Source organism: Streptomyces sp. NBC_01477 (assembly GCF_036227245.1).
Classification (GTDB): Bacteria; Actinomycetota; Actinomycetes; order Streptomycetales; family Streptomycetaceae; genus Actinacidiphila.
On the sequence record NZ_CP109445.1, the window covers coordinates 107,566 to 122,869 of the forward strand.

At 74.2% G+C, this 15,304-nt stretch carries 12 protein-coding genes and 2 pseudogenes; 3 read left to right on the forward strand and 11 right to left on the reverse strand.

Translation table 11 applies throughout. From position 1 onward, the window contains the following. Positions 1–110: 110 nt before the first annotated feature. Positions 111–882 (forward strand): annotated as a pseudogene (locus OHA86_RS00500) (saccharopine dehydrogenase); the annotation flags it as partial. 44 nt (positions 883–926) lie between these two features. On the opposite strand, the gene OHA86_RS00505 reads toward OHA86_RS00500, so the two are convergent. The 3 genes from OHA86_RS00505 to OHA86_RS00515 are packed head-to-tail and all read right to left on the reverse strand — an operon-like array spanning position 927 to position 4,133. After that, complete coding sequence (locus OHA86_RS00505) at positions 927–1,172, reverse strand: DUF6332 family protein (RefSeq protein WP_329171411.1); 246 nt, start codon at positions 1,170–1,172, stop codon at positions 927–929. Continuing rightward, the gene (gene lanL / locus OHA86_RS00510) at positions 1,169–3,958 is read right to left on the reverse strand and encodes a class IV lanthionine synthetase LanL (RefSeq protein WP_329171412.1); all 2,790 of its coding nucleotides are present in this window, start codon (positions 3,956–3,958) and stop codon (positions 1,169–1,171) included. Before lanL ends, OHA86_RS00505 begins: the two co-directional genes overlap by 4 nt. A gap of 13 nt (positions 3,959–3,971) precedes the next feature. After that, positions 3,972–4,133, reverse strand: a complete 162-nt coding sequence (locus OHA86_RS00515) for an SflA family class IV lanthipeptide (protein ID WP_329171413.1) — start codon at positions 4,131–4,133, stop codon at positions 3,972–3,974. Positions 4,134–4,739: 606 nt separating this feature from the next. Here OHA86_RS00515 and OHA86_RS00520 point away from each other — a divergent pair. Beyond that, the gene (locus tag OHA86_RS00520) at positions 4,740–4,931 is read left to right on the forward strand and encodes a hypothetical protein (RefSeq protein ID WP_329171414.1); all 192 of its coding nucleotides are present in this window, start codon (positions 4,740–4,742) and stop codon (positions 4,929–4,931) included. A 203-nt stretch (positions 4,932–5,134) separates the two neighbouring features. Here OHA86_RS00520 and OHA86_RS00525 read toward each other — a convergent pair whose 3' ends face one another. Continuing rightward, positions 5,135–8,584 carry a glycoside hydrolase family 3 C-terminal domain-containing protein gene (locus OHA86_RS00525; protein ID WP_329171415.1) on the reverse strand — a complete coding sequence of 1,150 codons (3,450 nt, stop codon included), beginning with the start codon at positions 8,582–8,584 and terminating at the stop codon, positions 5,135–5,137. Between the two features lie 588 nt (positions 8,585–9,172). Between OHA86_RS00525 and OHA86_RS35950 the strand changes: the two are divergent. Then, a pseudogene (locus tag OHA86_RS35950) lies at positions 9,173–9,469 on the forward strand (ATP-binding protein); the annotation flags it as partial. Between the two features lie 95 nt (positions 9,470–9,564). Here OHA86_RS35950 and OHA86_RS35955 read toward each other — a convergent pair. The 7 genes from OHA86_RS35955 to OHA86_RS00560 form a co-directional block, all read right to left on the reverse strand. Next, positions 9,565–9,927 carry an STAS domain-containing protein gene (locus OHA86_RS35955; protein ID WP_443071596.1) on the reverse strand — a complete coding sequence of 121 codons (363 nt, stop codon included), beginning with the start codon at positions 9,925–9,927 and terminating at the stop codon, positions 9,565–9,567. 195 nt (positions 9,928–10,122) lie between these two features. Continuing rightward, complete coding sequence (locus tag OHA86_RS00535) at positions 10,123–10,683, reverse strand: hypothetical protein (RefSeq protein ID WP_329171417.1); 561 nt, start codon at positions 10,681–10,683, stop codon at positions 10,123–10,125. Positions 10,684–11,384: 701 nt separating this feature from the next. Continuing rightward, positions 11,385–11,834 carry a hypothetical protein gene (locus OHA86_RS00540; RefSeq protein WP_329171418.1) on the reverse strand — a complete coding sequence of 150 codons (450 nt, stop codon included), beginning with the start codon at positions 11,832–11,834 and terminating at the stop codon, positions 11,385–11,387. Positions 11,835–12,014: 180 nt separating this feature from the next. Continuing rightward, on the reverse strand, positions 12,015–13,097 hold the full coding sequence (locus OHA86_RS00545) for a glycoside hydrolase family 25 protein (protein ID WP_329171420.1): 1,083 nt from the start codon (positions 13,095–13,097) through the stop codon (positions 12,015–12,017). A 111-nt stretch (positions 13,098–13,208) separates the two neighbouring features. Next, a complete protein-coding gene (locus OHA86_RS00550) occupies positions 13,209–13,862 on the reverse strand; it encodes a TetR/AcrR family transcriptional regulator (protein ID WP_329171421.1) in 654 nt (217 codons plus the stop codon). After that, the gene (locus OHA86_RS00555; RefSeq protein ID WP_329171423.1) at positions 13,859–14,539 is read right to left on the reverse strand and encodes a DUF4166 domain-containing protein; all 681 of its coding nucleotides are present in this window, start codon (positions 14,537–14,539) and stop codon (positions 13,859–13,861) included. The genes OHA86_RS00550 and OHA86_RS00555 overlap by 4 nt, the downstream gene beginning before the upstream one ends. Then, complete coding sequence (locus tag OHA86_RS00560) at positions 14,536–15,264, reverse strand: hypothetical protein (RefSeq protein ID WP_329171425.1); 729 nt, start codon at positions 15,262–15,264, stop codon at positions 14,536–14,538. Before OHA86_RS00560 ends, OHA86_RS00555 begins: the two co-directional genes overlap by 4 nt. Positions 15,265–15,304 lie beyond the last annotated feature (40 nt).

Genomic DNA, 15,304 nt, shown 5'->3' on the forward strand with positions numbered 1-15,304 from the left:
GCGGGGCGCCGCCGGAACGGCTCAGGGGCGCTGGGCGATGTCCTGCGCGTTGTCGGTCGGGCCGGAGCGGGTACGTGAACGGGGTCCGCGAGCGGAAGGTGCGGCGGTAGGTGTCCGAGGCGGCGCTGCGCGCCGGGATCCCTTACGTGGACGTGGCCGCCGAGATCGAGGCATCCTCGATACGTTCGCGCACTTCGCGGACCGCGCCCGTACCGCGGGAACGATCGTCGTGCCCGCGATGGCCTTCTCCGGCGGCCTCGGCGATCTGCTGGCCACCGCCGCGATGGGCGACTGGACGGCGGCCGACGAGGCCCACATCGCGTACGGGCTCAGCAGCTGGCACCCCACCGCCGGGACGCGCGAGGCGGGCGCGGTGTCCCGGGAGCGGCGGGACGGCCGGAGCATCCGCTACGCCGACGGGCGGCTGGAATACCACCGGGACGAGCTGCCGACCCTGGAGTGGCCCTTCCCCGAACCGCTGGGCACCCGGGCCGTCATCGGAGATTTCACGATGGCCGACGTCGTCACCGTGCCCAGCCACCTGGCGATCCCGGACGTGCGCACCTACATGGCGGTCGAGGCGGCGCGGGACCTGTCGGCCCCCGAGACCCCGGCGCCGGCCGCGGCCGACGAGCACGGGCGACCGCGCAGACCTTCCTCATCGATGTCGTCGTACGCTCCGGCGGCAGCGAACGGCGCGCCGTCGCCGGCGGGCGGGACATCTACGCGGTGACCGCCCCGCTCGCGGTGGAAGCGGTCGACCGCGTCCTGAGCGGGCGGATCAGGACGTCTGCGGGAGTCGCCTCCGCCGGCGAGATCTTCGACGCGCCCGGCTTCCTCCGCGCGCTGTCCCCGCACATCCGCCTGGAGTTGCGGCTGTAGCGGGCCGGACGCGCTGTCGCGGGGGTGTCAGCGACGCCGGCGTGTCAGCCGCGCAGGGCCGCGTGGCGCCGCAGGACGTGAACGACGCGGACCGCTGCGAGGATTGTGGCGACCGAAGCGCCCGTGACCAGCAAGAACCTGCCGACAGCGTGCGGAAGGTGCCAGACGGCGGCGGGGCCGGCGATCGCCGCGAACACGACGACGCCGAGGAAGCACGCGCTGAGCAGCGCGTAGCCGATCTCGACGGTGGTCTCGTCCCGCTCGGCCTGGCTCCTCTGCCGTGTCCTCATGGCTCAAGCATGGCATCCGGGCCGCGTGGGGGAACCCTGCGACCGGGCTGCCGCGGCACACCTTCCGGCTCGCGCGCGGGCGGCGCGGAGTCGGTCCACAGGCGGGGGCCGCCCGCGTCGCGCAGGCGGCGCAGGAAGGACAGCACGCCCGCGCTGCCGGTCGCCCAGCCCGGCGCCGGGGCGGCCAAGATGTTGTCGGGGAACAGCGGCCGGCGCAGGGTGCCGCCGCTGCGGGTCAGGATCAGGGCCGCCACGTCCTCGGCGGCGCGGCTCAGCCGGTCGTCGCCGGTGAGCGCCGCCGCGTCGATGAGCAGTTCGCCGACGCCCGACAGTCCGCAACACTGGGAGACCGGGCTCATCCGGGGCGCGAGATCCCGGCAGGCCCAGGCGCACCGCACTCCCAGGTCCGCCGTCCGCGGGTCCTCCTCGTGGCCGCCCAGCTCGATCAGCAGGGTGCCGATCCCGGCGAGTCCGCGGCACCAGGACCCGTAGCGGCGGTGTGCCTCGGGGCGGGCCGCCAGCGCCAGCAACCGCGGTGTGTGCGCGACGAGTTCGGCCAGGCCGCGACGTGCCGCCGCCCCGGCGGCCGGGTCGCCGGTGATGCGGTGGTAGGCGTGCAGGAAGTGGACGACGCCCGCCCGGCCGTGGGCGAAGCCGAACGCGAACGCCGCCTCGGACGCCGCCGCCGAATTCTGCGGTTCCGCGCGCTCCCGCCCGCCCTCGGCGGCCAGCAGCGAGCGGACGCACTCCCCCGCCGCGGCGAGCCGCGCGCCGGCCTCCTCCTCGCGGCCGGCCGCGTCGGCGCGTCGGGCCAGCGCCAGCAGTCCGGTCCCGGCGCCCGCCGCGCCGCCGATCTGGTCGCCGGTGTCGTCGTACGGGCGCGGGCTCGGCGGGGGGACGTACCCCTCGGGGGCGCCGGTCAGCGCGGCGGCGGAGTCGAGGAAGAGGTCGACGCCGGTACGGCCGGTGTGGAGTGCGGCGGTCAGTGCCGGCAGGGCGGGGTGGCGGGCGGTCCGGTGGGCGAGGCCGGTCACGGCCTCGCGTACGCCCGGGTGTTCCATGTGGTGGAGCAGTTCCAGGCCCGCGCCCGCCGCGCCGTCGTAGAGCGTCAGCCCGAAGTTTTGCCGCCCGTGCCGTGACCGCGGGTCCGCGGGCAGTTCGGCGGCGGCGGTCGCGCAGGTCGTGGCGGTGTACGCGATCAGGTCGTCCAGCAGGCCGCGGGTGATCCTCGGCGGCGACGGGAGCCGGCGCCCGCAGGCCGCCGGTGACTGCGGCGCGCGCCACTGCCGTGCGCAGGCGGCGCGTCGTACGGGCTCGGGGTCCAGGAGCCCGGCGACGAATTCACGTGCCGTCCGGTGCGTGGCGCCCGGGAGCGCCGCGGCGAGACAGGCCAGGGTGCGGTCGCGGTTGACGGCGTCGTCCCGGTCGACGACCACCGGGTCCATGCCGGTCAGCGCGAAGTGCAGGGTCGCGCCGAGCGCGTAGAGGTCGTCGCCCGGGCCGGGCGGCCCGCCGGCGCGGTAGGCCGGCATCGAGTAGCCCGGCGTCGCGCCGGCCGGCCGGTCGCCGTGCAGGGCGCTGACGCCGAAGTCGACCAGGTACGCGGTGCCGTCCCCGCCCAGCACCACGTTGGACGGCTTGAGGTCGCCCACGACGACGCCGCGGGCGTGGACACCGTCGAGCACGGCCAGCAGGCGGCGTGCCAGCGCGGCGATTCCGCGGCCGGCCGCGGTCCGGCCCGCGGTACTCGGCTCGTACGGGCCGTGGGCGAGTACGTCGCGGCGCAGGTCGCGGGGGCCGCAGTCGGTGGTGACCAGGTACTCGTCGTCGCCGTGCCGGAGGTGGTCCAGTACCCGGGGGACGCCCTCGACGCCGGACAGGGCCGCCAGGACGGCGTGCTCGTGGCGCAGGCGCCCGCGGGCGTCGACGCCGTCGGGGTCCTCGCCGGCGTAGGCCCTGGCCTGCTTGACGACCACGCGGCTGCCGCCGGCCGCTGTGTCCGCGGCGCGGTAGACGTCGCCGTGCGGGGAGCGGGCGATGCCCGTGGTGAGCCGGTAGCGCCCGCCGATCAGGCGGCCGGTACGGCCCGCGGGCGGCACGGCCGCGCGGAACGGGTCGGCGGCCCACGGCGGCTGGCGGTACCGGGTGCCCGCGCGCCCGGGGAAGCGCGCCCCGTCGGGGCCGGTCATGGTGAGCGCGGCGTCGTCGGCGCCCTCGGCCCGGAACGGGCCGTAGCGGTAGTAGACGGGGGCGTCGGGCCGGATCCGGCGGTCGCTGAGCACCCGGGGCCCCGACCGGCCGCTCAGCAGGCCGGCGAGTTCGGCGCCGAGCGCCGTCACGTCCTGCGGGCGCGGATAGACGGTGACCGCCTTGCCCACCAGCGCGGAGTCCCGCGCCCCGCTGTTCATCGCGTGCAGCACCGCGGCGTCGCGGGCGAACTTGGCGTCGCAGGCGTACCGCAGCAGCACGGGGACGACCAGGTCCGCCACGTGTGCCAGCTCGTCGGCGCGGGCGGAGATGTGCAGCTTCCATCCATGGAGCGGGAGTTCACCCGACCGGGGGTCGGCGGCGAACAGGCAGAGCCACTGGTCGTCGGCGACGAGGCGCCGCCCGCGGCCGGCGAGCAGCGCGGCGAGCCGCTCCTCCAGGTCGCGTTCGGGGCCGGGGCCGCTGGGCCGGTGCGCCGCGGCGCCCGGCAGGCCGGACACGGACGGGGCCGTGCGGTGCGCCTCCGAGAGGCGCGCCCCGGACCCGTCCGCGTCGGCCGGGGCCGTCCCGGCCGCCATGTCCGGTTCTCCTCTAGTCGCAGGCGACGCGGGTCGTCGCCGTCGGCCACGGCTCGGGCAGACACGCCTCGATGCCGCGGCCCGGGTCGGTCTGGTCCTCGAACGGGATCTCTTCTTCCTCCACGGCCACGTCGAGTGGGCCGGCGTCGCGGATCTGCAGTGCCAGGGGGCTCATGGCGGTCCTTTCCGTACGAAGAAGGGCGGGGACGGCCCGGCGCACCGAGTCGTCATGTTCCTGCCAGTTTCATCACCGGCGGCCGCGCGGGCAAGGAGGGTGAACCAGCCACCGCCTGCGGCCCGGTCCCGCGCCCGGGCGCCGCGTTCAGGCCCGGACCCGGGTGCGGCGTCGGGCCACCGCTGCCCTTTGCCCCGGAGCGGTCGGCCCTGACCAGGCAGAACGGCACCCACCGCGGCGCCGTGACATTCGCCGGCACCTCAGGAGGTGTAGCCCCGCCGGGCGCGGGCACGCGGACTGTTGGCCCCCAAGGGTGCCAATGTCCCCTCGGGGACCGGCGGCAGCGACCGCCTGGCCGCGCCCGGCCGTCCTCGCCCCCCCTGGGGCGGCCGGGCGCCCCACCAGCTAGCCTGCCCGGCCCGCGCCGGATGACGGAACACCGCCCGGCGCCCAGGGACCTCCCCGCCAGGGCGCCGACGATGCCGCGATCCTCCCTGCGCCACGTTCGCAGCCGCGGCGCGGGCGGCTTCAGCGGCATCACACGCAACGCCCGTAGCGCGGGTTCGCACGCAGGGTGTCCGGTTCTCGCCGCCGAGGGTGTAACGGGTGGGGCTCGCGTGCTGGACGGGGCGCTTCCGATCGCGCTGCGCCGCACTCGCGCTGGGCGACGCCGCCCTCGTCCCCTCCCCCGCGCACGCCGCGCTCGGCACCGTCACCTGCACCGGCTGGAGCTGCACGACGTACAGCCCCGGCATGACCGATACCGTCCGCCCCACGACGGTGACCGTGGTCGGCTGAACGTCATCGACGCGCACGGCCCGGCCGGCAGTTGCCCGGCACTCGGCTCCAGCGCATCGGCCGGCGTCACCAGCCTCGGCTACGCCACGGTGCTCCCGCTCCGGCCCTCGGCGCCGCCCGGCGGTGCCGGGTCCGGGGCCGATCGACGCGGGCAGGCGGCCCGGTCGGGGTGGGACCGGGCCGCCTGGTGTTGCGAGGAGTGGTCAGTTGTAGAGGTTGGCCTCCGTGATCGACCACCAGCTGGTCGAGGTGCCGGTCTGGACGACCTTGACGTACCGGGCCGTGGTGGCCGGGAACGTCGCCGTCACCTGGGCGCCGCTACCGGTGCCGGTCGCCACCGCACTGCCGAAATTCGTCCCGTCGGCCGAGGTGAACACCTGATAGCCGCGGGCGTAGTCGCTCGCGCTGCCGCCCGAGTCCATGACGAGCTTGGAGAAGGTCTTCGCCGCGCCCAGGTCGAGGGTGAACGACTGGCCGTTCGCCATCGGTACGCCGCTGCTCCACCGGGTGCCGGCGTTGCCGTCGAGCATGTTCGCCGGGACGTCACCGCCGCCGGTGGACGACGCGGTCGCCGTCCAGCCGGTACGGGGCAGGACCGCGCCCGTGCCGCCCGTACCGCCGGTGCCGGTGCTGCCGTCGGTGAACACGTTCAGCTCGGCGATCGACCACCAGCTGGTCGAGGTGCCGGTCTGGACGACCTTGACGTACCGGGCCGTGGTGGCCGGGAACGTCGCCGTCACCTGGGCGCCGCTACCGGTGCCGGTCGCCACCGCGCTGCCGAAATTCGTCCCGTCGGCCGAGGTGAACACCTGATAGCCGCGGGCGTAGTCGCTCGCGCTGCCGCCCGAGTCCATGACGACCTGGTCGATGCTCTTGGCCGCGCCCATGTCGAGGGTGAACGACTGGCCGTTCGCCATCGGCGCCCCGCTGCTCCACCGGGTGCCGGCGTTGCCGTCGAGCATGTTCGCCGGGACGTCACCGCCGCCGGTGGACGACGCGGTCGCCGTCCAGCCGGTACGGGGCAGGGCCGTCTGCGTGGTGCCGCCGCCCGTGCCGCCGCCGGCGACCGTGGTGGTGCCGGTGAGCCGGATGTCGCGCGACGAGGAGCCGACGTAGACGGTGTTGGTGCCGGCCGCGTTGGTCCAGCCGTTGTTCCAGAACTGGAAGCTGCGCGCGTCCAGGGTGATCGCCACGTGCTGGGTCTGTCCGGCGTTGAGGCTGATCCGGGTGAAGCCGCGCAGGTTCTTCGGCGGTTCACCGACCGAGCCGGGCTGGCCGACGTACACCTGCGGAACCTCGGCCCCGGCGCGCGAGCCGCTGTTGGTGACGTCGAAGCCGACCGCGACGCTGCCGTTCGCGTCCGGCTGGCCGACCGACAGGTTCGCGTAGCTGAACGTGGTGTACGACAGGCCGAAGCCGAACGGGAACAGCGGTGTGAGGTTCTGGCTGTCGTACCAGCGGTAGCCGACCTTGAGGCCCTCGGAATACTGCACCTGGCCGTTCTGGCCCGGCCACTGGGCGGTGGAGTTGGTCGGGCCCTGCGACAGCGCGGTCGGGAAGGTGACCGGGAGCTTGCCGCTGAAGTTCGTGTCGCCGAACAGCAGTGACGCGATGGCGTTGCCGTCCTCCTGGCCCGGATACCACGCCTCGACCACGCCCTTGACGGCGCTGACCCACGGCATGGTGACCGCCGAGCCGCTGTTGACCACGACGACCGTGTTCGGGTTCGCGGCGGCGACGTCGGCGACCAGCGTGTTCTGCGCGGCCGACAGGTCGATGCCGTTCAGGTCGCCGCCCTCGGACTCGAAGTTCGAGACGAACACGACGGCCACCTTGGCCGCCCGCGCCGCGGCGACCGCCTGGTCGTGCAGGGTCTGGCCGGGGATGCTCCAGCCGAAGGTGGCGTTGCTGGCGCCGCCGCCGTTGTAGTAGTCGACCTCGACGGTGGCGGCCTGCCCGGCGGTCAGCGTCACGCTGCCGGTGCGGGTGGTGCTGGACTGGTTCGCCCAGTTGTTGACGATCAGCTGCCCGTTGACGTAGACCCGGGAGCCGTCGTCGCTGGTCAGCGAGAGCTGGTAGGTGCCGGAGACCGGCGGGTGCAGGGTGCCGGTCCACTTGGCCGACCAGTCGGTGGCGTTGACCCCGGGGCCGGGCGACGCGCCGCCCCACACGTCGTCGACGGTGGACTCGTTGCGGGTCAGGACCGGGGTGCCGGTCAGCCCGGTGTTGTTGTAGTACGACGCGGTCAGGCCGGCGCCCGTACCCGAACTCGGTGTCAGGTACGCGCTGTCCACCGGCGGGAGCGCCCCGCTGGAGGACGCGGTGCCCTGGGAGTAGGAGACGCTGACGCCGCTGCCGGCCCGGCTCTTGATGCCCTGGTACGGGGTGACCAGGTACGGGCCGTTGACCGCCGCGCTGCCGCCGCCCTGCGACATCGCGTCGGTGCCGGCGTCGTCGCCGATGACGGCGATCGAGCTGGTGCCGGCGGCGACCGGCAGGATGGCGCCGGTGTTCTTCAGCAGTACCGACCCCTCCTGCGCGACCTGCTTCGCGGTGGTGTTGTGGGCGGTGCTGGTCACCACCGAGCCGGTGGTGCCGGTCTGCGCGTGGTCGAAGAGGCCCGCCTTGAACATCGAGGTCAGGATCCGGCGGACGTGGTCGTCGATCGTCGCCTGCGACACCTGGCCGTTGCCGACCGCGGTGGTCAGCGCCGCGCCGTAGTAGTCGCTGCCGGGCATCTCCATGTCCAGGCCGTTGTTCGCCGACGCGACGGTGGAGTGCGTGGCGCCCCAGTCGGAGGTGATGAAGCCGGTGAAGCCCATGTCGCCCTTGAGCGCGGTCTTCTGCAGCGGTCCGTTCTCACAGGCGAAGGCGCCGTTGACGGCCGAGTAGGAGCACATCGCCGAGTCGGCGCCGCCCTGCTTCACCGACGTCTCGAACGCCGGCAGGTAGATTTCCCGCTCGGTCCGGTCGGAGACGATCGCGTTGTCGGTGATGTTGTTGCGGTTGGTCTCCTGGTTGTAGACGGCGTAGTGCTTGACCTGCGCCATCGGTCCCTGGCTCTGGATGCCCTGGATGTCGGCGGCGCCCATCTGCCCGGCGAGGTAGGGGTCTTCGCCGAAGGACTCGAACGCCCGGCCCCATTGCGGGTCGCGCACGATGTTGATGGTCGGGGCCAGCACCACGTTGGTGCCCTTGCCCCACTGCTCGGAGCCGAGCACCTGGCCGTACTGGTTCATCAGCGAGGTGTCCCAGCTCGCCGCGCCCGCGACCGGCGCCGGCAGCTGGGTGACGTTGGTGAAGCCGTCCCCCGCCCCGACCGGGCCGTCCTGGAGGTGCAGCGGCGGGATGCCGAGCCGGGAGTTGCCGTCGACGCAGCCGACGTAGCCGCACGCCTGGCCGCCGTGCATCATCGCCAGCTTCTCGGCCTGGGTCATGGCGGCCAGCAGCTCGCTGGCGCGGTCCGCCGGGGTTTGCGCGGTGTTCATCCAGGGCTGGTCGGCGGCTGCGGCGGCCCGCTCGGTGACGGCGACGGCGCCGCTGCCCAGCAGCAGGGCCAGCGCCGTCAGCGCGACTCCCAGCGTGCGGCCGCGGGCCTTCGCGCGACGCCGGTGCGACCGGAGCCGCTTTTCAGGGCGGGGCGGTGCGTTCATACGTGCGCGCTCCGTTTCTGGCGACACGGCGTCCTTTGCGCGACCACCGGGTCACCGGGAGCCCGGGCCGGACCGCAGGAGCTGTCCGTGCGCGGGCCTGGGTGGGGGGTATCCGGCCGGGGAGCCTGCCGGTCCAACGGTTACGGGTGTAGCTCCGCTCGACGGACATAAACGACGGAGAGCGCTCTCCAACGGAGATGAGACTCGCCCACGCGCGTCCCCGTGTCAAGGATCCCGACAGCTTCTTTCACGCCTTAAAACAGCTGGCGCGAGCTTCCGTTTCGCTGTTCGGCACACTCGGCGGCGCGGTGGCAGGACGGCCGGTCGGGCGCGGCTGCGTCCGGCCCGGTGTCCGTCACCGGGCGGCGCGCCGGGGGACGCGGCGGCCCCGGGCCGGTCCGCCGTGACGAACCCGACCCCCCTGTGTGGTGGTGGCTCACGCCATAGGGGGCAGGCGAACCACCATCATGAGCCGGGCCTGTCGTCCCGCGTCGGTGTCCGGCAGGTGCGGTGGAAGGCGCGGTGGACGGGCGATGATCGGTGATGACTGAGCAGTTCCTTGTGGTGTCGGCCGGGCCGGGCGAGGTGATGCGGGCCCGCGGCTGGGCCAAGGAGCAGGTGGCGGGTTTCGCCTGGCCGACGCGCTGGCGCCCCGACGACGCGGCGGTCGCCCTGGTGGTGTCGGAACTCGTGACGAACGCGCTGCGGCACGCGGGCGGCCTGGTGGGCCTGTCGCTGGTGTTCGACGCGCGCCGTCTGCGGATCATGGTCAGCGACGACTCGCGGGTGCGGCCCACGCCCCGCCCGCGTGCCGCGGGCGGGTGGGGGCTGCTGATCGTGGAGCGCCTGACCGAGGCGTGGGGCGTGGTGCCCAGCCCCGGCGGCAAGCGCGTGTGGGCCGACCTCGCGGCGGCGGACGCCACGACCGTGCCGGCGCCCGTGCCCGCCGGCCACCGCCACGCCGGTGCGCCGGCCGCCCGTCAGGACTGCTTGAGCTGCTCCGCGGTGATCACCGGGAACAGCGGGAGCGCCCCCGTCAGGTCCAGGAGGTGGTGGACGGTGGGGCTCGGTGCCAGCAGGCGCACGCTTCCCTCCTGGTCCAGGGCGGTCTGGCGGGCCTGGACCAGCACATTGAGGAAGGTCGAGTCGGCGAAGGTCACCCCGGCCAGGTCGAAGACCAGGTGGGGATGGTGACCCAGCGCGCGGTCCACCGCGTCGCGCAGCGATCCGGCGCCGTCGAGGTCGGCCTCCCCGGCCACCGTGACCACGCTGGGGGATCCCAGGGCACAGGTGACCGACAGCGGCGGTCCGCCTTGGTGAGCGGCATCGGCGGATGAGTCCATGGGCACTCCTGAGTCGAACTGTTGTCGGTTAAGCCTGTCATGACAGCAGTGGGTAGCAGGAGGTTTGAACGGTAAAGATCGGATCCCGTCTGGAAGGCGGCGATCACTGGCGGCCGGTTTTCGATCGTGTCCTCGGTGACGTCCGCTCCCGCGGCCGTACGGCGGGGGCGCCGCCGTACGGCCGCGGGAGGGCGCTCAGGAGGAGATGTAGATGCTGGCGCTGTCCGCCTCCGGGCTCGCCCAGTAGTACCCGTCAGGGAAGGTGACGCCGGCGACCGCGGCGGTGATGTACGTGGCCGCGCCGTGCGCCACGTCGGTGGTCTGGCCGCCCTGGGTGGTGCTGTAGGTGTAGCGGACCGTGCTCACGGCGACCACGGAGTTGTTCTTCGCCAGCGCGACCTGGACGGCGATGGTGTTGACGACGTTGGTGCACTGGACGCTGCCGATCGCCTCCACGCCGCCGCCCGGGTAGGCGCCCCCGTAGTAGCGCAGCGGCGTGTCGGCGGTGAGCGTGCAGGTGATGGACGCGTACGGCGCGGTCGTCGACACATGGGTGAAGCTGACCGACGTCAGGGCGGGAGAGACCGCGCCGGGTGCGGACAGGCGGGGCAGAGCGCTTCCCGCGGCGGACGCGTGCGGGGTGGTGGCACCGGCGGCGCCGGCGGCGGCCAGCGTGGTGGCGACCGCCAGGGTCGCTCCGGCCAGCATCCGCGCGGCGCGGCGGCCGGATCGCGGTCGGGTCTCTGCTCGGGTCATCGTGTCTCCTCGGTCGTGACGGGCGGAACCCGGGGCTGTGCGTGGACAGGTGAGCGCACGTCCGGAACGGGACCGGCTGTCCGGGCGTGCGGTGTCGTTGCTGCTCGTGGTGCTCGCGTGTGCCGACGCGGCCTGCGTGGCCGGCGTGCGCCGTGCCGTGCGTACGGCGGCACGGGGCCGGCCGCTCCTGAGGCGTGCGTGATGCGCCGTGGCCCGGCGGCGGCCGGACACGTGTCCGTGGCCTCCGCAGGTGTCCCGCATGGGGCTGGGCTGTGCGGCCGTGCTCACCGCGGGACGGCTCTCCCGCCGTCAAAGCGGTGGAAATATCTGACAATTCGGTGTTGCGCACTCAGCATCCAGGGGTGCCGTGCCGCCGTCAACTCGCCCTCGGAGAAATGACCGGATGGCACCGCACGGGACTCTGGCCGGTCCCGTCGGCCTCCTGCGGCGGCTGCCGGCCAAAGCCGGCCGACCTGCTGCCGCCCGCGCGTCCCCCGCCCTGTCCCCGCAGGGCGGCGGGCACCGGCACCGCCACCGGGAGCGACGCGGCGCCCGTATGGCCGGCGTCGCAGCCGCGCGCGGCTTGGAGCACCGGGAAACCCGCAGCACGCGGCTCCCCCAGGGCCGTCCGAAAGGCGGCGCGCCGCACTCGCCGTTTGCGCCATCGGCCAGGGGCCGCCGCCGCCCTGAACACGCCACCGTCAGACCGGCCGCCGCTCCGATTCCTGGTCCACGGGGTCCGACTCGCTGTCGGACGACGTGCGGCGCTTCCGGCGGGAGCTGGTGCGGTAGTCGGCGTAGGCGATCGCGGCCACCACCACGGGGACCGCGACAGCGAGGATCGCGAGCCGCGCCGACTTCGCCGGGATGAGGGCGACCGGTATGAGCAGCGCCATGCCCACGACGAGGACCGCGCGCCCTGCCAGGAACTGGGACATCGTCCGGCGCTGCCGCGCGTGGCGGGGCGAGTCGCGGATGTCCTCCCACACCTGGTGGGCGGGCCGCTCGACGCCGGCGCGGCGGTTGGCGGCGTAGACGAGCAGGAATCGCACGAGCAGGTAGCAGGCGAGGATGGCGCCCGCCCAGGCCCAGCCGGACGGGCTGTCCGGCATCGAGGCGTGCGCCAGCTCCGTCATCCCCAAGGTCGCCATGGTTGCGTCCCCCTTTTCTCCCCGGCTCGCCTGCCCGCCCCCGCACACCGCACACCGGGCGCCGGCAAAGCCCCGGGACGGACGGGCGCCCCTCGGGAACGCGCAACGGCCGGGCGTCCGCGCGCACTTCGCGCACGGACGCCCGGCCGGTCCGGTGGAGCACGCGCCTTGGCGCCGGGGTCAGTTCCAGGCGTCCTGGTTGAGGAAACGTGCCACCCCGCGCCAGCTGTTGGGCCCCATCACGCCGTCGACCGGTCCGGTGTAGCCCCATTGGGCGGCCTGGCGCTGCCACGCCTTGTACGTGTTGACGCCGGGCACCCCGTCGATCGGGCCGGTGTAGCCGTAGTGGTCCCGCATGTTGCGCTGGAGGGCCGCGTAGGTGTTCACCCCGGGGTCCCCGTCGATGGGGCCGGTGTAACCCGACTGGATCGACAGCCACTTCTGTGCCCGGCTCCAGAAGACGGGTCCTGGCACGCCGTCCTGCTCGGTGGTGGTCTTGGGCAGGCCGCCGGTGCCGCCCCCTCCCCCGCCGCCGCCACCGCTGCCCGGGGCGACCAGGTCGAACGCCGAACCCCTGGCGTAGTCGTGGTCCACCTTCGCGCTTCCGCCGACCGAGCCGACCGAGCTGTACTGGTGGACGGCCCAGTCCGGGTATTTGCCGCCCAGTTCGGGATCGCCCTGCCGGGTGCCGTTGTTGGAGCCGTAGGCGGCGACCCACAGCTTGGCCCCGGTGGCGATCGTCTGGGGCCAGTTCCCGGCCCGCAGGTTGGCGGCGCCGATGTAGAACCACGGCACGGCGGTGCCGACCCGGCTCTGCACCTGCCGGAACCAGGCGGCGACCTGGGAGTCGTTCCACAGGTACGCGGAGTCGTCCAGCACTTCGTCGTCGAGCGCGAGCACATCGCCCTGGCGGTAGTCGTGCAGGTGGTCGACGAAGTAGTTCGCCGCGTCGGCCGGGGCCTGGAAGTCGCCGGACAGCCAGTAGTGGCCGACCCGCAGCCCGGCCGCGCGGGCACGGTCCACCTGCGCGGTGTAGTACGGGCTGACGTACGGTCCTTCGCTGAGCTGGCAGCCGCCCGCCTTGACGATGGCGAACCGCTGGCCCTGCGCGGCGGCGAGGCCCAGGTCGATGCCGGACTGCGAGGTCGCGATGTCGATGCCGTACGTGTCGGAGGCCGCCGCGGCCGTCCTCGCGGCGAGCGCGCCGGCGGCGGGTGTGAGCGTCGCCACGGCCAGCCCGCGTATCAGCGTTCTTCTGCGCACAGGTCTTCCTCGCATCTCCAGGGATCTACGTACGGACCTGTGGTTGCTACCCACATCTACGCGCGTTCATGACAACACTTCACCGGCGCACCCCACCCCGGCCCGAGCCGCTCAGGGCCGGTCCCGCACGGGCGGGCGGCGAGCGGAGCGCCGCAGGCGGGCGCGTACCGCTCGCTGGGCGACCGGGCCCAGCTCATCCAGCACGTTCACCAGTGCGGACAGCTGGTCCAGGGCGTCCAGGGCGCGGCCGGCGCCGTCCGGGTCCACGCCCTCGTAGAGTTCGAGGCCGACGAAAGCCGAGGCGACCGCGCGGGCCAGCCCTGCCACGTCCAGGAAGCCGGCGACCGGCGTGTCCGCCAGCACCCGCTCCAGCACCGTCTCGACCTCGTCGATCCACAGCGCGAGGCCCGCCGCGGTGGCCGGGGCGAGCCGCGGCTGCGTCTGGGCTCCGGCCAGCAGCTGGGCGAGGACGGCGACGTTCCCGCTCGCGCGCTCCGCCGTGTGCATCTCGCGGCCCAGGTCCAGGAGTTCGCCCAGGCTGCGGACGGCGCCGAGCCGCTCCCGGTAGACGGCCACGCGCTGCTCGGCGCCGTAGCGGCAGGCGGCGGACAGCAGTTCGTCGACGCTGCCGAAGTGGTAGAAGACCAGCGCCTGGTTGACCCCGGCGGCAGCGGCGATGCTCCGTGCGGAGACCTTGGCGATGCCCTGGTCGGTGAGGGTGGCGAGCGCCCCGGCCAGCAGCTTCGTCCGGGTGTCCGCGCTCATGGCCTCGCCTCTTCGCGCACCGGCCGCAGACCGTCGCGCACGCCGTGTTCCGCCGCGTCGACGAAGTCGGCCGTGAAGGAGCCGCGGTAGCCGAAGAGCGGTCCGAAGCGCCGGTTGGTGACGGACACCTCGATCCGGAAGCACCGCGCCGCGTCGTCGTACGACTCGCGCACCAGCGCGTCACCCCCGATCAGGTCGGGGACCCGGACGTCGACCGGCCCTTCGCGGAAGCGGTGCTGCCCCGAGCGGATCAGCAGCGCCCCGCCGGCGCCCACCGCGAGCCGCAGGTCGGTGGCGAGGTGCTGGTGGGTGCCGAGGTAGTCCACGAGGCAGCCGCGCTCGGCGCTGTAGACCATCGTCGCGTCGAACCGCAGGTCGCGCCCCGGGAAACCGAAGGTCCGCACGAACGTGACGGTCTCCCGGCCGTAGGAGTCCTCGTAGGGGACGTTCTCGATGGTGAACGGGACGTCGCGGCCGGCCCGCGGGAGGAGGATGTTGCGGCTGCCGCCGAGCGCGAGGAAGGGCCGTACGAAGCTGCGGCCGTGCCAGACGCGGTCCATCGTGCCGCGTCCGACACAGGCCTGGGCGCTGTCGAGCCCGATGGAGAAGCGCCGCCGGATCTGCGGGTGGAGCCGGTCGAAGTCGGCGCCGAGGCCGCGCTGGAAGATCGAGGTCATGACGCCTCCGGGGCGGCGAGGCCGGCGAGCAGGGCGGGTGGTGCGGAGACGGCGTCCGCGGGCGGCCGGCGCAGGCAGCGCCGGGCGGCCGGAGTGACCGGCAGCGGCGGCAGCAGCAGCGCGAGCACCGCGGCGGTGAGGCAGGCCGCGCGGGCCGGGACAGGTGCCGGAGCGAGGGCCAGGGCGACGGCCGCGGCGAGGACGCCGAGGCGGACGGCGCACTCGCCGAGGGCGTGGCGCAGCGACCGCTCGGGCGGGATGCCGCGTTCGCACCACAGCCGCAGCCGGTCGAAGGACCAGGCGGTGGCCCAGCCCATGGCGGGCCGCAGGACGAGGCGGTCGGCCAGCCGCCCGAAGCGGCCCCAGCGCGGCCGGTAGTCGTAGCCGGTCAGGAAGCGGACGCCGTCCCCCGTCGGGACGTAGCGCCAGTAGCCGCGCCCTTCCTCGATGAGGGAGAGCGGGTGGGGCGAGGAGAAGCGGAGGGCGGAGGTGCGGGTGCCGTCCGGGCGGTGCCGCTCCCCCGCGGCGACCCCGACACCGGCGACCGTCAGGAACGGCAGGACGCGGGTGGCGTACCGGAAGCGCTGCGGCTCCCCCGGTGCGCACGGCAGGTAGGCGATGTCGGTGAACCGCAGGTCCCAGCGGCGGTGCTGCGCCGGCTGCTGCGTGCGGTCCCACACGGTGTCCACCCCGGCACGCACCAGTGCCTCGACGTACAGGCCCATCGCCGCCCCCCGCCCTCGATTTGAGCGACTGCTCAAATCC